The 18,619-nt window shown below is 69.5% G+C and carries 16 protein-coding genes and 3 tRNA genes; 10 read left to right on the forward strand and 9 right to left on the reverse strand.

The genetic code is table 11. From position 1 onward, the window contains the following. Positions 1–896 precede the first annotated feature (896 nt). Both OG266_RS23120 and OG266_RS23125 read left to right on the forward strand, forming a co-directional pair. The gene (locus tag OG266_RS23120) at positions 897–2,417 is read left to right on the forward strand and encodes a N,N-dimethylformamidase beta subunit family domain-containing protein (protein WP_371548171.1); all 1,521 of its coding nucleotides are present in this window, start codon (positions 897–899) and stop codon (positions 2,415–2,417) included. Between the two features lie 153 nt (positions 2,418–2,570). Continuing rightward, a complete protein-coding gene (locus OG266_RS23125; protein WP_266458986.1) occupies positions 2,571–3,470 on the forward strand; it encodes a phosphoribosylaminoimidazolesuccinocarboxamide synthase in 900 nt (299 codons plus the stop codon). Positions 3,471–3,515: 45 nt separating this feature from the next. Here OG266_RS23125 and OG266_RS23130 read toward each other — a convergent pair. The 8 genes from OG266_RS23130 to OG266_RS23165 all read right to left on the reverse strand — a co-directional run bounded on the left by OG266_RS23130 (position 3,516) and on the right by OG266_RS23165 (position 8,273). After that, positions 3,516–3,591: transfer RNA gene (locus OG266_RS23130), tRNA-Gly, on the reverse strand. 23 nt (positions 3,592–3,614) lie between these two features. Beyond that, positions 3,615–4,238 carry a response regulator gene (locus tag OG266_RS23135; RefSeq protein ID WP_371548172.1) on the reverse strand — a complete coding sequence of 208 codons (624 nt, stop codon included), beginning with the start codon at positions 4,236–4,238 and terminating at the stop codon, positions 3,615–3,617. Further along, on the reverse strand, positions 4,235–5,596 hold the full coding sequence (locus OG266_RS23140; protein WP_371548173.1) for a sensor histidine kinase: 1,362 nt from the start codon (positions 5,594–5,596) through the stop codon (positions 4,235–4,237). Before OG266_RS23140 ends, OG266_RS23135 begins: the two co-directional genes overlap by 4 nt. Before the next feature lie 20 nt (positions 5,597–5,616). Beyond that, positions 5,617–6,360 (reverse strand): ABC transporter permease, encoded by a 744-nt coding sequence (locus tag OG266_RS23145; RefSeq protein WP_371552918.1) that lies wholly within the window; start codon positions 6,358–6,360, stop codon positions 5,617–5,619. Positions 6,361–6,419: 59 nt separating this feature from the next. Further along, complete coding sequence (locus tag OG266_RS23150; RefSeq protein WP_371548175.1) at positions 6,420–7,400, reverse strand: ATP-binding cassette domain-containing protein; 981 nt, start codon at positions 7,398–7,400, stop codon at positions 6,420–6,422. A gap of 137 nt (positions 7,401–7,537) precedes the next feature. Further along, positions 7,538–7,613 (reverse strand) — tRNA-Gly (locus tag OG266_RS23155). A 79-nt stretch (positions 7,614–7,692) separates the two neighbouring features. Next, a tRNA-Gly gene (locus OG266_RS23160) sits at positions 7,693–7,764 on the reverse strand. Positions 7,765–7,955: 191 nt separating this feature from the next. Then, entirely contained in the window at positions 7,956–8,273 is a 318-nt protein-coding gene (locus OG266_RS23165; RefSeq protein ID WP_266458997.1) for an Lsr2 family protein, read from the reverse strand. A gap of 361 nt (positions 8,274–8,634) precedes the next feature. Between OG266_RS23165 and purS the strand changes: the two genes are divergently transcribed. From purS to purL, 3 genes are read left to right on the forward strand one after another with little or no spacing between them, the layout of a single operon-like run. Beyond that, entirely contained in the window at positions 8,635–8,898 is a 264-nt protein-coding gene (gene purS / locus OG266_RS23170) for a phosphoribosylformylglycinamidine synthase subunit PurS (RefSeq protein ID WP_060898438.1), read from the forward strand. After that, entirely contained in the window at positions 8,895–9,575 is a 681-nt protein-coding gene (purQ, locus tag OG266_RS23175; protein ID WP_371548179.1) for a phosphoribosylformylglycinamidine synthase subunit PurQ, read from the forward strand. The genes purS and purQ overlap by 4 nt, the downstream gene beginning before the upstream one ends. Further along, the gene (gene purL / locus OG266_RS23180) at positions 9,572–11,830 is read left to right on the forward strand and encodes a phosphoribosylformylglycinamidine synthase subunit PurL (RefSeq protein WP_371548181.1); all 2,259 of its coding nucleotides are present in this window, start codon (positions 9,572–9,574) and stop codon (positions 11,828–11,830) included. Before purQ ends, purL begins: the two co-directional genes overlap by 4 nt. 121 nt (positions 11,831–11,951) lie before the next feature. Here purL and OG266_RS23185 read toward each other — a convergent pair whose 3' ends face one another. Beyond that, a complete protein-coding gene (locus OG266_RS23185; protein ID WP_371548182.1) occupies positions 11,952–13,436 on the reverse strand; it encodes an MFS transporter in 1,485 nt (494 codons plus the stop codon). Positions 13,437–13,515: 79 nt separating this feature from the next. On the opposite strand from OG266_RS23185, the gene OG266_RS23190 reads away from it, so the two are divergent. From OG266_RS23190 to purM, 5 genes are all read left to right on the forward strand, one after another. After that, positions 13,516–14,154 carry a TetR/AcrR family transcriptional regulator gene (locus OG266_RS23190; RefSeq protein WP_371548183.1) on the forward strand — a complete coding sequence of 213 codons (639 nt, stop codon included), beginning with the start codon at positions 13,516–13,518 and terminating at the stop codon, positions 14,152–14,154. Between the two features lie 73 nt (positions 14,155–14,227). After that, positions 14,228–15,028 (forward strand): sterol carrier family protein, encoded by an 801-nt coding sequence (locus OG266_RS23195; protein ID WP_371548184.1) that lies wholly within the window; start codon positions 14,228–14,230, stop codon positions 15,026–15,028. 71 nt (positions 15,029–15,099) lie between these two features. Continuing rightward, the gene (locus OG266_RS23200) at positions 15,100–15,903 is read left to right on the forward strand and encodes an META domain-containing protein (protein WP_371548185.1); all 804 of its coding nucleotides are present in this window, start codon (positions 15,100–15,102) and stop codon (positions 15,901–15,903) included. A 61-nt stretch (positions 15,904–15,964) separates the two neighbouring features. After that, entirely contained in the window at positions 15,965–17,494 is a 1,530-nt protein-coding gene (purF, locus tag OG266_RS23205; RefSeq protein ID WP_371548186.1) for an amidophosphoribosyltransferase, read from the forward strand. A gap of 34 nt (positions 17,495–17,528) precedes the next feature. Beyond that, positions 17,529–18,602 carry a phosphoribosylformylglycinamidine cyclo-ligase gene (purM, locus tag OG266_RS23210; protein WP_371548187.1) on the forward strand — a complete coding sequence of 358 codons (1,074 nt, stop codon included), beginning with the start codon at positions 17,529–17,531 and terminating at the stop codon, positions 18,600–18,602. Positions 18,603–18,619: the final 17 nt, after the last annotated feature.

Genomic DNA, 18,619 nt, shown 5'->3' on the forward strand with positions numbered 1-18,619 from the left:
CGGGCGTGGGCCAAGCGTTTTTCGCCCCCTCCGCCCCTACCCGACCCTTGCTCCTGGGGGCTCCGCCCCCAGACCCCCGCTCGCCCGAAGGGCTCGTCCTCAAACGCCGGACGGGCTGAAAGATCTCCCCTGGCCCGGGGCTGAAATGCGCAGCCCCCGCGGGTGGGTGGGGGATTGGGACGGCACTACCTTGTCCTCAAACGCTGGACGGGCTGAAGGATCTGTCCCCCGGCCCGGGGCTGAAATGCGCAGCCCCCGCGGGTGGGTGGGGGATCGGGACGGCGCCACCTCGCCCTCAAACGCTGGACGGGCTGAAAGATCTGTCCCCCGGCCGGGCTGAAAAGTGCGGCCTCCCGCGGGTGGGTGGGGGATCGGGACGGCACTACCTCGTCCTCAAACGCTGGACGGGCTGAAGGGTCTCCCCCGGCCAGGCTGAAAGGTGCGGCCCCCACGGGTAGGTGGGGGATCGGGACGGCAGTAGCTCGCCCTTAGGCGGCGGACGGTTGACCACCCACCGCCCGCCCGCCGCCCGGCCGAGAACGCACCCGCCCCGCACCCCCACACCCCCGGCCGCCCACGCGCCCGCAGCCACATACGCACGGAAGGGGCCGGGGGCCGGTACATCAAATGCCCGTCGCGTACGTTCGCGTCACCGGACGCTTCCCTGCTCGGCCAAGGTCTGATCCGTCGGCGACGGGCGGATGTACCGGCCCCCGGCCCCGACCCACCCACCCAACCGCGGGCGACACGGCACCCCAGGCGGAGCCCCCCGTTCCACTCCCGCCAATTCGCGACGAACGGTGACGATGTGCGTGCGTAATGTGATGTGCTGGGACCGATCGCGCACACGGCAAGGGCTTATGAGGACGACGGGGGCAACAGGGAGGGGAGCAGGCATGGGGTCGGAGCAGATTCGCCGCTGGGAGTCGGGAGCACTCGCCCACGCCGTCACGGACCCCTTCGGGCAGGGCCCCGTCCCCTGGCTCCGCGGTGATGAGCAGTACTTCGACGACACCGGCCACGTCGTCCCCTGGTACATCGACCACGCCCCCGGCGCCACCCAGCTCCACGACACCGGACGCGATCGCAAGGCAGGAACCAAGGGAGCCATCCCCCACCCCCGAGCCGGAGGCCCCCGCTCCGCCGACGACGTCCACCGCCAGATCAAGGGTTTCACCTCCACCGGCGCGGCCGCCCCCGGCGAGGCCATCGACTTCCACATCACGGTGGACCCGCCCCAGGAATTCAGCGTCGACATCTACCGCATCGGCCACTACGGCGGCGACGGCGCGTCAAAGATCACCACCAGCCCCCGCCTCTCCGGCATCGTCCAGCCCCCGCCGCTCACCGCCGACCGCACCGTCTCCTGCCACCACTGGTGGCTCTCCTGGCGCCTGCAGATCCCGAGCTACTGGAACATCGGCGCGTACGTCGCCGTACTCACCACCGTCGACGGCTACCGCTCCCACGTCCCCTTCACGGTCCGCGACGACCACCCCGCCGACCTGCTCCTCCTGCTCCCCGACATCACCTGGCAGGCGTACAACCTCTACCCGGAGGACGGCCACACGGGGGCCAGCCTCTACCACGCCTGGGACGAGAACGGCCGCCTGCTCGGCGAGGCCGACGCCGCGACGACGGTCTCCTTCGACCGCCCGTACGCGGGCGCGGGCCTCCCCCTCCACGTGGGCCACGCCTACGATTTCATCCGCTGGGCCGAGCGCTACGGCTACGACCTCGCCTACGCCGACGCCCGCGACCTGCACGCCGGCCGGGTCGACCCCACCCGCTACCGGGGCCTGGTCTTCCCGGGCCACGACGAGTACTGGTCGACGACGATGCGCCGCACCACGGAGCTCGCCCGCGAGCACGGCACCTCGCTCGTCTTCCTCTCCGCCAACACCATGTACTGGCAAGTGGAGTTGGGCCCTTCCCCGTCCGGCGTCTCCGACCGCCTGCTCACCTGCCTCAAGCGCAGGGGCCCCGGAAAACCGGCCCTGTGGCGTGAAATCGACCGCCCGGAACAGCAACTCATCGGCATCCAGTACGCGGGCAGAGTCCCCGACCCCCACCCCCTGGTCGTCCGCAACGCCGACCACTGGCTCTGGGAGGCGACCGGCGCACACGAGGGCGACGAGCTCACCGGCATGGTCGCGGGCGAGGCCGACCGCTACTTCCCCCGCACCCCGCTCCCCGAGCACCAGGGTCGCATCCTCCTGGCCCACTCCCCGTACGCCGACAGCGAGGGCACCCTCCGCCACCAGGAGACCTCCCTCTACCGCGCCCCGTCCGGCGCCCTGGTCTTCGCCTCCGGAACCTTCGCCTGGTCCCCGGCCCTGGACCGCCCCGGCCACGTGGACCCCCGCATCCAGCGAGCCACGGCGAACCTCCTGGACCGCATCTGCAAACACGACTGACACCACGACGGCAGCCCGACCGCACCACGACCCCAGCACCACTGAAACCGCCCCACCCGCACCGCACGCCCCACCCACCAGGCACCCCTGGCCAAAGCCACTCCCCGCATACGGGAGAATCGAGCCAATTGGACAGAACCACGGGGAGGAACCGTGTCCGGATTCGTTGAAAAGCCCGAGCCGCTCCAGGTTCCGGGTCTGGTGCATCTGCACACCGGCAAGGTGCGCGACCTGTACCAGAACGAGGCGGGCGACCTCGTGATGGTCGCCAGCGACCGCATCTCCGCATTCGACTGGGTGCTGCCCACCGAGATCCCCGACAAGGGCCGCACACTCACCCAGCTCTCCCTGTGGTGGTTCGACCAGCTCGCCGACCTGGTCCCCAACCACGTGCTGAGCACCGAACTCCCGAAGGGCGCCCCCGCCGACTGGGAGGGCCGCACTCTGATCTGCAAGTCGCTCCGCATGACCCCGGTCGAGTGCGTCGCCCGCGGCTACCTCACCGGCTCGGGCCTCGCCGAGTACAAGCAGACCCGCACGGTCTGCGGCCTCGCCCTCCCCGAGGGCCTGACCGACGGCTCCGAACTCCCCGCGCCGATCTTCACGCCCGCCACCAAGGCCGAGGTCGGCGAGCACGACGAGAACGTGTCGTACGAGGAGGTCGCCCGCCAGGTCGGCGCCGAGACCGCGGCACAGCTGAGGCAGACGACCCTCGCCGTCTACAGCCGCGCCCGCGACATCGCCCGCGACCGGGGGATCATCCTGGCGGACACCAAGTTCGAGTTCGGCTTCGAGGGCGAGAACCTGATCCTCGCCGACGAGGTGCTGACCCCGGACTCGTCCCGCTTCTGGCCGGCCGAGCAGTGGGAGCCGGGCCACGCGCAGCCGTCGTACGACAAGCAGTTCGTGCGCGACTGGCTGACCTCCGCCGAGTCAGGCTGGGACCGGGCGAGCGAGCAGCCCCCGCCCGCGCTGCCGCAGCACATCGTGGATGTGACCCGCGCCAAGTACATCGAGGCGTACGAGCGCCTGACGGGTACGAGCTGGTCGTAGCGCACGGCAAAGGCCCCGGTCGATGACCGGGGCCTTTGTCTTCTCTGGAGCGGACGACCAGGTTCGAACTGGCGACCTCAACCTTGGCAAGGTTGCGCTCTACCAACTGAGCTACGTCCGCGCTGCGCCGTGGCGCGAGAGCAACTATACCCAACCTCGCTCCCGAGCGAGACGCACCGCCGTGTGACGGTTCTCGGCCCCGAGTTTGGTCGCGGCGGACGACAGATAGTTCCGTACGGTCCCCTGGGACAGCGCGGCGCGCTCGGCGATCTCCGCGACGGGCGCCCCGTCGGCGGCGAATTCGAGCACCTCGGCCTCGCGCGCGGTCAGCGGAGAATCCCCGGCGGAGATCGCGTCGGCGGCCAACTCCGGGTCCACATAACGGTTTCCCGCGTGCACCGTACGAATGATCTCCGCGAGCCGCTGTGCGCTGACCGTCTTGGGGACGAACCCGCGCACACCCGCCGCAAGCGCCCGCTTCAGATGCCCGGGCCGCCCGTGACTCGTCACGATCAGCACCTGGCAACCGGGCAGTTCGGCCCGCAGCGATGTGGCCACCCTCACACCGTCGGCCCCCGGCATCTGAAGATCCAGCACGGCGACATCAGGCATGTGCGCCCGCGCCATCGCCAGCGCCTCGGGCCCGGTCGCCGCCTCGGCCACCACGACCAGGTCGTCCTCAAGACCGAGCAGCGCGGCAAGCGCTCCCCGGATCAGATGTTCGTCATCGGCGAGCAGAAGACGTACGGGAGAAGCGGCAGGTCTCATGAAGTGACCTCACTCACCGGAGCCGGAGCCGGAGCCGGAGCCGGAGCCGAAGCCGAAGCCGAAGCCGGAAGCCGCCGCCGCTCGGCGTCACGTTCCGAAGGGTCCGCCCCAGGTGTCTCAGGTGCCCCAGGCGTCACCGATGCCACAGGCAACGGCACCTCCGCACTCAACCGGAACAAACCACCCCCGACAGCCCCCGCCCGCAGCACCCCGCCCACTTCCATCAGCCGCTCCCGCAGCCCCACAAGCCCGGACCCCGGCTCCCCGTCCGATCCTCCACCCGACTCACCGACCGGCACCCCATCGTTCTCCACACTCAGCGTCACCCGCCCCTCCGCCACCCGCACCGACACCGAGCACCGCCCCGCGTCCCCATGCCGCAGCACGTTCGTCGCCGCCTCCCGTACGACCCAGCCGAGCGCCGACTGGACCTGTGGGGGCAGCCCGGTCACCGGGCCGCTGACCTCGCAGTCGATGCCGGCTGCCGTCAACACGCCCTGTGCGCCCGCGAGTTCGGTGGCCAGGTCCGCCTCCCGGTAGCCGCGTACGACCTCGCGCACCTCCCGCTGCGACTCCTGCGCGATGCGCTGCACCTCGATCATCTGCTCCACGGCCTCGGGCCGTCCGCGCCGCGCCAACTGCACGGCGAGCTCGCTCTTCAGGGCGATCACCGCGAGGTTGCGGCCCATCACGTCGTGCAGGTCGCGCCCGAATCGGAGCCGTTCCTCGGCGACGGCGAGGCGGGCGCGGGTCTCGCGGGCCTCGTCGAGTGCGTAGACGGTGTTGAGCAGCCACAGGGAGACGACGGAGGTGGACACGAGGACCCCGGCCATGAACAATTCCGCTCCTCCCGCGCCCAGCGCGGCGTACGCGGGGACCCCCACCAGGAACACCACGCCCGCGACACCGACCGCGGCGCCCGCGGCCAGGGCGAACGCGCGCCGCCAGTCGCGGATACCGAGGGCGATGGCCCCGACGCCGAACGCCGGCACCGTCACGGACAGCACGGCCGCCGCGGACTCGGCGTCCGCACCGCCGGGACCGTGCTCCGTGAGGACCGCCCCGCCGACCGCGATCAGCACGGTGATGGTGCCCAGTGCCCACAGCAGACGTACCGGCTGATCACGCGTACCCCGAGTCCAGTCGAGCGCCCGGGACGCGGTCACGGCGTAGAGCACACCGTGGACGCACACCGCCAGCAGCGCCCAGCCCCCGAAGCGCGACCCCAGCTGGCCGATCGCCGGGAGCCCGATGGTGGCGATCTCGATCACGGCGAAGAAGTGGAACGACCACCGGGTGTACGTCTCGACCTTCGCCGGCGTGCTCTTCCCCCGCCACCAGACCCCAGGTGTCCGCATGCTCCCGCCCCCGCTGTCTCTCACCGCCGCGGCTCCCACCGGAACCACCGTCCTACAGCAAACACCGCGACGACGGTCCAGGCCACCGCCGTGGCGAAGGCGCCCAGGGCTTCGTACGCGGAGAGGTCACCGGTCCAGCCGCCGCGTATCAGCGTGATCACCGGGGTCAGCGGCAGCAGTTCGCAGGCCCAGGCCAAATTGTCGGGCATGAACTCGAGGGGGATGAAGGTGCCCGATCCGACCAGGGAGACCAGCACCAGCGGCATGGCGGCCACCTGGGCGCCCTCCACGCTCTTGCTGAAGATCGCGGTGAGCGCAGCGAGCGGTGGCCACATCGCCAGGCCCAACAGCAGTCCCAGGACGGCGAGTTGAGGTGCCTGCGGCGTCCCGACGTCCAGGAGTACGGCGCACGCGGCCGTCAGGACCAGGCACTGCGCGAGCCCTATCGCCACCGACGGAAGGGCGGCCCCCGCGAGGATCTCCGCGTCCCGCAGCTCCCCGGTGCGCAGCCGCTTGAGGACGAGTTCCTCGCGCCGGGCCGCGTACACGCTGACCAGCGAGCTGTAGACCGCGAAGAGGAGCGAGAAGCCGATGGCGGAGGGCAGGATGACCGAGCCCGCTGAGAGCCCCGCGCTCTTCAGATCCATCTGCTCGACCGTCGAGCTGAGACTGAACGGCATCACCAGCGGCACGAACAGCGCGGCGAAGAGCGTCGCCTTCGTGCGCCCCAGGAGTGTGAGCTCGGCGCGCGCGAGGGCGGCCATCCGCCCCACCGCCGTGGTGGTCGCTTCCTTACCGGTCGTACTCGTCACAGCCACCGCGCTCACGCCACCGTCTCCTTGTCCCTACGGGCGGCCTCCGACGAGGCCGCCTCCTCCCGCGCGATCCGCAGGAACGCCTCCTCCAGCGAGGCGGACCGCACATCGAGCCCCCGCAGCTCGATCCCGGTCCGTTCGGCCCACAACAGCAGTGCGGTGGCGGCCCGTTGCAGCTCGTGCGTGCGCAGTCGGACGGTGCGTCCCTCCACCTCGTGCCCGGTGATGCCGAGCGAGGCGAGCGGGGGCAGATCCCCCAGGAAGTAGCCGTCGGGGAGTTCGAAGGCGATCCGGGACGGCTGGGAGGCGGTCACCTGGGCCGGGGTGCCGGTGGCGGCGATGCGTCCCTCGTGGAGGATCGCGAGCCGGTCTGCGAGTTCCTCCGCCTCTTCCAGGTAGTGGGTGGTCAGCAGCACCGTCGTACCTCCGTCGCGCAGCTCCCGTACCAACTCCCAGGTGCTCCGGCGTCCTTCGGCGTCGAGTCCGGTCGTCGGCTCGTCGAGGAAGAGGACCTCGGGGCGGCCGAGGAGCGCGAGTGCCAGGTCCAGGCGCCGCTTCTCGCCCCCGGACAACTGCTTCACCCGTACGCCGGACCGCCTCGCGAGCCCGACCATGTCCAGGGCCTCCGCCGTGGGGCGCGCTCCGCTCGTGCAGCCCGCCCACATCCGTACGGTCTCCGCGACCGTCAGCTCGGAGGGGAAACCGCCCTCCTGAAGCATCACGCCGATCCGGGGCCGTACGACCGCGCGCTCCTCGTAGGGATCGTGCCCGAGGACCCGCACCCGCCCGTCCGCCGGGGGTGCGAGGCCTTCGAGGAGCTCGACCGTGCTGGTCTTGCCGGCCCCGTTCGTGCCCAGCAGCGCGAAGAGCTCACCGTGGCCCACGGAGAACGTGATTCCGCGTACCGCCTCGAAGTCGCCCCCGTACACACGCCGCAGATCCGTGACCTCGATCACGTCATCGCGCTCGTTGTGCTCATTCGTCTTCATGGATTCAGCGTCCCCGCGGAGGGCCCCCGGCAGCAGTGCGCGGTGTCATCACTCCGCATGACATATGTCAGAAGCCACTACCGGGCGGAGGAGGCACGACAAAGGCCCCGGTCGATGACCGGGGCCTTTGTTTTCTCTGGAGCGGACGACCAGGTTCGAACTGGCGACCTCAACCTTGGCAAGGTTGCGCTCTACCAACTGAGCTACGTCCGCATTGCCTCCGACGGGCTCTCACCGATCGGCGCGAGCACCACCTTACCTGATCCAAATGGATGCCCGGTAAGGGATGCAGAGCGGGTGACAGGAATTGCACACTGCGCCTTCCCCCTGGAAGGGGGATGTTCTGCTACTGAACTACACCCGCGTGACCCCGTGAGGTTCGGCTTTGCGGCCTCGCCCCTCGGCGTGCTCCAGACTCTAGCTGACCAGCGGGGGGTCAGCGCAAGTCGACTCTTCCCAGGGGCGGATGACCGGCCGGGCCGAGAGCTCGGCCGGTCCGCGGGCCCCCGGTTTCAGTGAGCCCCGACCTCGGTCCCACTGAGCCGCGGCTCCGGCTCAGTGCGCCTCGGCGAACGCCTCGTACACCTTCTTGGGGATGCGTCCGCGCGGCGGCACGTCCAGCTTGTTGGAGCGGGCCCAGGCGCGGACGGCCGCGGGGTCGGGGGTCAACGCGGTGTGCGTGTACGCCTTCCCGGACCTCGATTGCTTGCGGCCGGCCTCCAGGTAGGGCTCAAGCACCTTACGCAGTTTCTTGGCATTGGCTGGATTCAGGTCGATCTCGTACGACTTGCCGTCCAGTCCGAAGGCGATCGTCTCCGCCGCTTCTGAGCCGTCGATGTCGTCAGAGAGAGTGACCACGACACGCTGCGCCACGAATATCGGTCCCTTCGTGCGGCACCTCTGCGATCAACCGTCATGACGTGCGAAGACGTCACGGAGTTGTCGGCGAGATGTCGACTGTCCGGCTGTTATTGGGCAAAGTATCGGCTATTGCCATTTCCTTTGTACAGTGCCCGGCATTGCATTGTGAAGCCCGACTAAATCCTTCCGCGTGTCAGGACGCAATGGGGTCCCGCCGTTCTTCTGCGGTTTTTCCCAGGATTTTCAGTGGAGGCCCCCGCGTCGATGCGAGATCGTGATCGGGGTCACGTAGGATTCTACGAATCTACGCGAGTAGAAATTTTGTGCGGGTAGTCTGAAGCGACCTGCTCAGCACCACACACCGGGAGTGCCAGTGGCACGCGTCGTAGTCGACGTCATGCTCAAGCCGGAGATCCTCGACCCCCAGGGCCAGGCGGTGCAGCGTGCACTGCCGCGTCTCGGTTTCGACGGTGTCTCCGACGTACGTCAGGGAAAGCGATTCGAACTGGAAGTGGACGGACCGGTGGACGACGCCGCGCTCGCCCGCATCCATGAACTCGCTGAATCCTTCCTCGCCAACACCGTGATCGAGGACTTCACCGTCAAGGTCGAGGAAGTCGCGGAGGCGGGAAAGTGACCGCTCGTATTGGAGTCGTCACCTTTCCCGGCAGCCTGGACGACCGGGACACGCAGCGCGCGATCCGGCTCGCCGGTGCCGAACCCGTCGCCCTCTGGCACAAGGACAAGGACCTGAAGCAGGTCGACGCCGTGGTGCTGCCCGGCGGTTTCTCGTACGGCGACTATCTGCGGGCCGGCGCGATCTCGCGCTTCTCGCCGGTGATGGAGACCGTCATCGAGCAGGCGAAGTCCGGAATGCCGGTTCTCGGCATCTGCAACGGCTTCCAGGTCCTCACCGAGGCGCACCTCCTGCCGGGCGCGATGCTCGGCAACAACCACCTGCACTTCATCTGCCGTGACCAGAAGCTGCGGGTGGAGAACGCGGAGACCTCCTGGACCGCCGACTACGAAGCCGGCCAGGAGATCCACATCCCGCTGAAGAACATGGACGGGCGGTACGTCGCCGACGAGCGCACGCTCGATGAGCTGGAGGCGGAGGGCCGGGTCGTCTTCCGGTACGTCGACTTCAACCCGAACGGCTCGCTGCGCGACATCGCCGGCATCACGAACGCCGCCGGGAACGTCGTAGGCCTCATGCCGCACCCGGAGCACGCTGTCGAGCCCCTCGTCGGGACCGGCCGCACCGACGGCCTCCCCTTCTTCACCTCGATCCTCAAGAAGCTGGTCAACGCATGAGCCGCACGCCTCTGGACACGGTCGAGAACGCGGCCGCGACCCCCGACGTCGAGCTGCCCTGGGCCGAACTGGGCCTGAAGAAGGACGAGTACGAGCGGGTCGTGGAGATCCTCGGCCGCCGGCCCACCGGTGCCGAGCTCGCCATGTACTCGGTCATGTGGTCCGAGCACTGCAGCTACAAGTCCTCGAAGGTCCACCTCCGCCAGTTCGGCGAGAAGGCGCCCCAGTCCGATGCGCTGCTCGTGGGCATCGGCGAGAACGCCGGCGTCGTCGACGTCGGCCAGGGCTACGCTGTCACCTTCAAGGTCGAGTCGCACAACCACCCCTCGTACGTGGAGCCCTACCAGGGCGCGGCCACGGGCGTCGGCGGCATCGTGCGCGACATCATCGCGATGGGCGCCCGCCCGGTCGCGGTCGTCGACCCGCTGCGCTTCGGCGCGGCCGACCACCCCGACACCAAGCGCGTCCTGCCGGGCGTCGTCGCCGGCATCGGCGGCTACGGCAACTGCCTGGGCCTGCCGAACATCGGCGGCGAGGTCGTCTTCGACGCCTGCTACCAGGGCAACCCGCTGGTCAACGCCGGTGCCATCGGCGTCATGCGGCACGAGGACATCCACCTGGCGAAGGCGTCCGGCACGGGCAACAAGGTCATCCTGTACGGGGCTCGCACGGGCGGCGACGGCATCGGCGGCGCCTCGATCCTCGCGTCGGAGACCTTCGACGACGCCAAGCCGAGCAAGCGCCCGGCGGTCCAGGTCGGCGACCCCTTCCAGGAGAAGCTGCTCATCGAGTGCACGCTCGAGGCCTTCGCCGAGAAGCTGGTCGTCGGTATCCAGGACCTCGGTGCGGCCGGACTGTCCTGTGCCACCAGCGAGTTGGCGTCCAACGGCTCCGGCGGCATGCTCGTGACGCTGGACGACGTACCGCTGCGCGACTCGACTCTCTCGCCCGAGGAAATCCTCATGAGCGAGTCGCAGGAGCGCATGTGCGCGGTCGTCGAGCCGGCGAAGGTCGAACGGTTCCTGGAGATCTGCGACAAGTGGGACGTCATCGCCACGGTGATCGGTGAGGTCACCGACGGCGACCGTCTGGAGATCTACTGGCACGGCGGCAAGATCGTCGACGTCGACCCGCGCACGGTCGCGCACGACGGCCCGGTCTACGAGCGCCCGTACGCCCGTCCGGAGTGGCAGGACGCCCTCCAGGCGGACGACGCCAACAAGCTTCCGCGCCCGGCCACTTCAGAAGAGCTGAAGGACCAGGTTCTCCAGCTCGTCGCCTCGCCCAACCAGGCCTCCAAGTCCTGGATCACCTCCCAGTACGACCACTTCGTGCAGGGCAACACGGTGTTGGCGCAGCCCGAGGACTCGGGCATGATCCGCATCGACGAGGAGACCGGGCTCGGCGTCGCCATCGCCACGGACGGCAACGGCCGCTACGCGAAGCTCGACCCGTACGCGGGCGCGCAGCTCGCGCTCTCCGAGGCGTACCGCAACGTCGCGACGACCGGCGCCAAGCCGCTCGCCGTCTCCGACTGCCTGAACTTCGGCTCGCCCGAGGACCCGGCGGTGATGTGGCAGTTCGCGGAGGCCATCCGCGGACTCGCCGACGCCTGCCAGCAGTTGGGCACCCCGGTGACCGGCGGCAACGTCTCGCTCTACAACCAGACGGGCGATGTGGCCATCCACCCGACGCCGGTGGTCGCCGTCCTCGGCGTCATCGACGATGTGGCCCGCCGCACCCCGGTCGCCTTCCAGGAGGAAGGGCAGCTGCTCTACCTCCTCGGCGACACCCGCGAGGAGTTCGGCGGTTCGGCCTGGTCGCAGGTCGTCCACGACCACCTGGGGGGCCTGCCCCCGAAGGTCGACCTGGAGCGCGAGCGACTCCTCGCCGAGATCCTGATCTCCGCCTCCCGCGACGGCATGATCGACTCCGCGCACGACCTGTCCGACGGCGGTCTGATCCAGGCCGTGGTCGAGTCCGCACTGCTCGGCGACAAGGGCGCGCGGCTGGTCGTGCCCGACGGCCTCGACGCCTTCACCTTCCTGTTCTCGGAGTCGGCGGGCCGCGCGGTCGTCGCGATCCCGCGCTCGGAGGAGCTCCGCTTCAACGACATGTGCGGGGCGCGGGGGCTGCCCGTCACCCGCATCGGTGTCGTCGACGGAGACGCGGTGGAGGTCCAGGGCGAGTTCACCCTCCCCCTGGCCGAACTGCGCACCGCGCACGAGGCGACGATCCCGGCGCTGCTGGCGTAAATGCCCTCGGCCATACGGGGCTTCGGTCATACGGAGCTTCGGCTCTACGGAGCTTCGGCCGTACGGCGTTGAAGGCTCCGTCCGTTTCCACGGGCGGGGCCTTCGCTGTTCACGTCCTGGTTCACGTCCCGACGGCGACGGGCCGCGCTCCCTCCGATGTCGCCTGCTCCGGGCGAGACTTGGGCAGCAGCAGCCCCAACAGCACGCACACCGCCATCAGTCCCGCCCCGCACAGGAACACCGTGTCCATCGCGGAGACGTAGGCCGAGATCCCCGCCACCCGCTCCGCCCCCGTCAGCGAGGCCAGCGCGTCGGTGCCGCCGCCCGGACCGTCGTACAGGCGCGTGATGAGCGTGCCGAAGAGCGCCGCGCCCAACGCCGTGCCGAGGGTCTGGAAGAACCGGATGGAGGTGGTGGCGACGCCCAACTGGTGGGCGGGGGCCGCCTCCTGGACGAGTTGGATGAGCTGGCCGAGGAGCATGCCGAAGCCGAGGCCGACGAGGAGCATGTCGGCGCGCAGCAGCCACAGGGAGGTGTGGGTGCCGAGGGTGGACAGGAGCAGGAAGGCGACCGTGGCGACGGCCGAGCCGCCGATGGTGAACGTCCGCTCCGCCCAGCCCCGTTCGGCCAGCTTCGCGGAGACGATGCCGACGGCCGTCATCCCGAACGCCATCGGGAGCAGGTACAGCCCGGCGGACGAACTCGCGACGCCCCGCGCCACCTGCAGATAGACCATCACGTAGTACATGGAGCCGACCATCGCCGCGCCCATCAGGCCCTGGATCGCGAAGCCCCAGCGCAGTTCCGGAACCCGGAACATGGACAGCGGCAGGATCGGTTCGGCGGCGGTGACCTGGCGCCACAGGAACAGGCCGAGGGCGGCCGCCGACAGCACGGCCAGGCCCACGATCTGCGGTGAGGACCAGGCGTACTGCTTGCCGCCCCACTCCGTCACCAGCAGCAGCGAGGTGGAGAAGGCGGCGGCGAGCCCCGCACCGGGGAAGTCGATGCGGTGGCCGCCCCAACCACCGGTGGGCCGGGGGAGCTTGAGGACGAGGGCGCCGAGGGCCAGGACGGCGAGGCCGAGCGGCAGGTTGATGTAGAAGATCCAGCGCCAGCTCGCGTGGTCGGCGAGGACACCGCCGATCCACGGGCCGACCGCCATGCCGCCGCCGGCGATGATCCCGCCCATGCCCGCGCCCTTGGCGTCCTTCTCGCCCTCCCCTCTGAGCTGGGCGATCACGACCATCGTCACGCTCATCAGGCCGCCGGCGCCGATGCCCTGCACGGCCCGCGCGGCGATCAACTGGCCGATCGACTGGGCCGCCCCGCACAACGCCGAGCCGAGGATGAAGGTGCCGACGGCTCCCAGGAACACCCGCTTGGCGCCGAGGACGTCGCACAGCTTGCCGTACAGCGGCAGCACCGCGGCCGACGCCAGCGAGAACGCGCTGATCAGCCAAGGGATCTTGTCGATGCCGTGCCCCGGATCGAGGTCGCGGACGATCGGGACGGTGGCCGCGGACACGATCTGCATGTCCAGGACGGCCAGGACGATCGTGACGAGGCAGACGAGGAAGCCGATCTTTCGCTGGGTTTCGGTCATGGGCACCACCATGAACGAGAAATATGTACCGGGTCAATCTTTTATCTGGGATCAAATTTCATCTTGGTACAGTGATTGCATGGCTGAGGCGATGGGGCTGCGTGAACGCAAGAAGCTGCAGACGGCGATGCGGATCTACCGGACGGCCGTCGCGCTGTTCGCCGAGAAGGGCTTCGACCACGTCTCCGTGCAGGAGATCGCCGACGCCGCCGACGTCTCCAAGATGACCGTCTTCAACTACTTCGGCACCAAAGAGGACTTGGTCTTCAAGCCCATGGAGGAGCACTTCTCCGACGCCGCCCGTGCCGTGCGCGAGCGGGCGCCGGGCGAGTCCGCGGTGGAGGCCGTACGCCGTCAGCTCCTGGACATGATCGAGGCGCGCGACCCCTCGGTCGGCCTGCACAGCGAGCCGTTCGCCCGCCGGATCCGCGCGGTCGTCATGGCGACGCCGGTCCTCAGGGAGCGCGCGTACCTGCTGTCCGAGAAGGGCGCACGCGAACTGGCCGACCTGCTCACCGAGGAGACCGGCGACACCACGCTGGCCCTGATCGCCGCCGCCACACTCACCGCCGCCCGCCAGGCCCTGGTCGAGGAGCACCACCTCCGCATCGACGCCGGCGAAACCGTCGACGAGGTCGCCGCCGACGCCGCCCAGCTCGCCGAGCGGGCCTTCGCGCTGGTGGAGGGGGGTCTCAAGGACTACGCGCGTAAGGAGTGAGATGTCCGCGGGGTCCGCCCCGGCCTTCCACGCGGACCAGGCTCACCGCCTCCACGCGGACTAGGCTCACGCCATGCCTCCGGCCAAAAAACGACGCACCCGTACGTACGACTCCGCCAAGATCCGCGCCGCGGTGCCGGCCCAGTTCGGGAACGTACGCGAAGCCGTACGCGGCCTGCGTGACGAGGAGTTGGCCCTTCCCGCGAACCTCGGGGACTGGACCGTACGGGAGTTGGCCGCGCACGTCACGATGGCCGTCGAGACGGTCAGCCGGAACATCGACCGGCCGGAGCCCGGCAAGGCCGAACTCGCCCTGCTCGACTGGCCGTTCGCGACCGCCGCGCGGGCCGGTGACATCGCCGACGGCACACGGGAGCTGGCTGCGGCCAACCCCGACCTCGACGCCCTCTACGCCCGCACCGGGGAACGCCTCACGCACAGGCTCGCAGAGGCCCCCGGCGATCGCGTCCTCGCCGCCCGCACCGGCGCCATGACCCTCGCCGACTATCTCGTCACCCGCACCGTCGAACTCGTCGTGCACACCGACGACCTGAACCGCGCCGTACCCGGCCTGGACATCCCGTACGACCGTCAGGCGCTCGCCGCCTGCACCCGGCTGCTCGCCGACGCGCTCGCGGTGAAGGCACCCGGGGCGTCGACGGAGGTGCGGATTCCGCCGTACGCGGTCGTGCAGTGCGTGGAGGGGCCGCGGCACACGAGGGGCACCCCGCCCAACGTCGTCGAGACCGACCCGCTGACCTGGATCCGGCTCGCGACAGGACGTACGGAGTGGCAGGCGGCGCTGGCGGACGCCAAGGTCAGCGCGAGCGGGGAGCGGGCGGACCTGGGCGGACTGCTGCCTCTCATGGGCTGAGCGGAGGCGGGGAAGACGGGATCGTCTGACCTGGATGGAACCAACCACCCCACCCGCCCCGTCACATCGGCATGTACAGGCAGCGACTCACCCTCACCGCCCTGACCCTCATCCCGCTCGCCATGGCCTGCGGGAACGAAACCGGCGACGGAACCGGCAGCGGCTCGGTCGGCTCGGGCGCGAATGCGGACGTCACCGGCGCCCACTGGATCGTCGACAGCGTCACCGTGGACGGCACCAGTCATGCCGCCCCAGCGGGAGCGAACGTCGAGTTCGGCGAGAACGGCAAGGTCCAGGGGAACTACGGCTGCAACCACTTCAGCGCGACCGCCACCTTCAAGGACGGCAGCATCGACGTCGGCGAGACGTCGATGACCGAGATGGCCTGCGAGGAAGGCCCCATGGAGTTCGAGCGGACCCTCGCCCGCACGCTCGCCGACGGCGCGCTCACCACGGCGGTCAAGGGCGACGAGCTCACCCTCACCACCGGCACAGGCGACCGAGTCCACCTCACCAAGGAGCAGGCCGCCCCGCTCTACGGCACCAAGTGGGCCGTCACGGCGCTCGGTGACGGGGAAGTGGCCCAGTCCCTCCCGGAGGGCGCCGACCCGTACCTCGTCCTCGACAAGGAGAAAGGGACGGTTTCCGGCCACCTCGGCTGCAACGACGTGTCCGCGAAAGCCACCGTCAGCGACGGACATATCACCCTCGGAACGCCGAAGACGACCCGCATGATGTGCGACAGCTCACTCATGGACACCGAGAAGACACTGCTCGGCCTGTTCGACAGCAAGATCGGCTACGAACTGGATCACCGCTCCCTCACGCTGACCAGCACAAACGGCGAGAGCGTGACGGCTGTCGCCGGTAAGTGAGCCGTCAGGGTCCCGTATCCCCAATTCGGACCAGTGGTCGATCTCGCCTACACTCGGTGCCGTGCCACGTGGTGACGGTCGACTCAATCATGATCTGCTCCCCGGTGAGAAAGGCCCCCAGGACGCTTGCGGCGTCTTCGGAGTCTGGGCTCCGGGCGAAGAGGTCGCCAAGCTCACTTACTTCGGGCTCTACGCCCTCCAGCATCGAGGCCAGGAATCCGCGGGGATCGCGGTCAGCAATGGCTCCAAGATCCTCGTCTTCAAGGACATGGGCCTCGTGTCCCAGGTCTTCGACGAGACCTCTCTCGGCTCCCTCCAGGGTCATATCGCGGTCGGTCACGCCCGCTACTCGACCACCGGAGCCTCCACCTGGGAGAACGCCCAGCCGACGTTCCGTGCCACCGCGCACGGTTCCATCGCGCTCGGCCACAACGGCAACCTGGTCAACACGGCGCAGCTCGCCGAGATGGTCGCCGACCTCCCCAAGCAGCAGGACGGCCGCTCCCCGCGCGTGGCGGCCACCAACGACACCGACCTCCTGACGGCGCTCCTCGCCGCCCAGGTCGACGACGACGGCAAGCCGCTGACCATAGAAGAGGCCTCCGCCAGGATCCTTCCGCAGGTCCAGGGCGCCTTCTCGCTCGTCTTCATGGACGAGGACACCCTGTACGCGGCCCGCGACCCGCAGGGCGTCCGCCCGCTGGTCCTCGGCCGCCTGGAGCGCGGCTGGGTCATCGCCTCGGAGTCCGCCGCCCTCGACATCTGCGGCGCCTCCTTCGTCCGTGAGATCGAGCCGGGCGAGTTCGTCGCCATCGACGCGGACGGCCTGCGTACGTCGCGATTCGCTGAGGCAAAGCCCAAGGGCTGCGTCTTCGAGTACGTCTATCTGGCCCGTCCCGACACGGACATCGCCGGTCGGAATGTGTACCTCTCGCGCGTCGAAATGGGCCGCAAACTCGCCAAAGAAGCTCCCGTCGAGGCAGATCTGGTCATAGCTACTCCGGAGTCCGGGACGCCCGCGGCGATCGGTTACGCGGAGGCCAGCGGGATCCCCTTCGGCGCGGGTCTCGTCAAGAACGCCTACGTCGGCCGGACCTTCATCCAGCCCTCGCAGACCATCCGCCAGCTCGGCATCCGTCTGAAGCTGAACCCCTTGAAGGAAGTCATCAAGGGCAAGCGCCTGGTCGTCGTCGACGACTCGATCGTGCGCGGCAACACACAGCGCGCGCTGGTGCGGATGCTGCGCGAAGCCGGCGCGGCGGAGGTCCACATCAGGATCTCCTCGCCCCCGGTGAAGTGGCCCTGCTTCTTCGGCATCGACTTCCCGACCCGCGCGGAGCTGATCGCCAACGGCATGACCATCGACGAGATCGGCACCTCGCTCGGCGCCGACTCCCTGTCGTACATCTCCATCGACGGCATGATCGAGGCCACCACCATCGACAAGCCGAACCTGTGCCGCGCCTGCTTCGACGGCGAGTACCCGATGGACCTCCCGGACCCCGAACTGCTGGGCAAGCAGCTCCTGGAGACCGAGCTGGCCGCGGGTCCCGCAGCCACGGCCGCGGCCGACGCGATCCGTCGCCCGTAAGCGCCCCGTATCCCAACCCGAAAGATCCCAGGCAATGTCTGAGACCACTCGTACCGGTGCTTCCTACGCGTCCGCCGGCGTCGACATCGAAGCCGGCGACCGCGCCGTAGAGCTGATGAAGGAGTGGGTGAAGAAGACGCAGCGCCCCGAGGTCCTCGGCGGCCTCGGCGGCTTCGCCGGTCTCTTCGACGCCTCGGCCCTCAAGCGCTTCGAGCGGCCGCTGCTCGCCTCCGCCACGGACGGCGTGGGCACGAAGGTCGACCTCGCCCGGCAGCTCGGCGTGTACGACACCATCGGCCACGACCTGGTCGCGATGGTCATGGACGACATCGTGGTGTGCGGCGCCGAGCCGCTCTTCATGACCGACTACATCTGTGTCGGCAAGGTCCACCCCGAGCGCGTCGCCGCCATCGTCAAGGGCATCGCCGAGGGCTGTGTCCTCGCGGGCTGCGCCCTCGTGGGCGGCGAGACGGCCGAGCACCCGGGCCTCCTCGGCCCGGACGACTTCGACGTCGCGGGCGCGGGCACCGGCGTGGTCGAGGCCGACCAGCTGCTCGGCGCGGATCGTATCCGTACGGGTGACGCGGTGATCGCCATGGCGTCCTCAGGGCTTCACTCGAACGGGTACTCGCTCGTCCGGCACGTCCTCCTCGACCGGGCGAAGCTGAAGCTCGACAGCCACATCGAGGAGTTCGGCCGCACGCTCGGCGAGGAGCTCCTGGAGCCCACCAGGATCTACTCGCTGGACTGCCTGGCCCTCACCCGCACCGCCGAGGTGCACGCCTTCTCGCACGTCACCGGCGGCGGACTCGCGGCCAACCTGGCCCGCGTCATCCCCGACGGCCTGCACGCGATCGTCGACCGCGAGACCTGGACCCCGGCCCCGGTCTTCGACCTCGTCGGCAGGACCGGAGACGTCGAGCGCCTGGAGCTGGAGAAGACCCTCAACATGGGTGTCGGCATGATCGCGATCGTCCCCGAGGAGTCGGCGGACGTGGCGCTCGCCACCCTCGCGGACCGCGGTGTGGACGCCTGGATCGCCGGTGAGATCACCGAGCGCGGCGATCACGAGACGGGCGCGGCGCTGATCGGCGACTACAGCAAGTAAGCCACCCAAGGCAGCAC

This window comes from Streptomyces sp. NBC_00554, assembly GCF_041431135.1.
Lineage (GTDB): Bacteria > Actinomycetota > Actinomycetes > Streptomycetales > Streptomycetaceae > Streptomyces.

Excerpts from the sequence above, each read along its gene's own strand:
- OG266_RS23120 (WP_371548171.1), top strand. The coding sequence starts at position 897 with ATGGGGTCGGAGCAGATTCGCCGCTGGGAGTCGGGAGCACTCGCCCAC.
- OG266_RS23135 (WP_371548172.1), bottom strand. The coding sequence starts at position 4,238 with ATGAGACCTGCCGCTTCTCCCGTACGTCTTCTGCTCGCCGATGACGAA.
- OG266_RS23140 (WP_371548173.1), bottom strand. The coding sequence starts at position 5,596 with ATGCGGACACCTGGGGTCTGGTGGCGGGGGAAGAGCACGCCGGCGAAG.
- OG266_RS23145 (WP_371552918.1), bottom strand. The coding sequence starts at position 6,360 with ATGGCCGCCCTCGCGCGCGCCGAGCTCACACTCCTGGGGCGCACGAAG.
- OG266_RS23150 (WP_371548175.1), bottom strand. The coding sequence starts at position 7,400 with ATGAAGACGAATGAGCACAACGAGCGCGATGACGTGATCGAGGTCACG.
- purL (WP_371548181.1), top strand. The coding sequence starts at position 9,572 with ATGAGCCGCACGCCTCTGGACACGGTCGAGAACGCGGCCGCGACCCCC.
- OG266_RS23185 (WP_371548182.1), bottom strand. The coding sequence starts at position 13,436 with ATGACCGAAACCCAGCGAAAGATCGGCTTCCTCGTCTGCCTCGTCACG.
- OG266_RS23190 (WP_371548183.1), top strand. The coding sequence starts at position 13,516 with ATGGCTGAGGCGATGGGGCTGCGTGAACGCAAGAAGCTGCAGACGGCG.
- OG266_RS23195 (WP_371548184.1), top strand. The coding sequence starts at position 14,228 with ATGCCTCCGGCCAAAAAACGACGCACCCGTACGTACGACTCCGCCAAG.
- OG266_RS23200 (WP_371548185.1), top strand. The coding sequence starts at position 15,100 with ATGTACAGGCAGCGACTCACCCTCACCGCCCTGACCCTCATCCCGCTC.
- purM (WP_371548187.1), top strand. The coding sequence starts at position 17,529 with ATGTCTGAGACCACTCGTACCGGTGCTTCCTACGCGTCCGCCGGCGTC.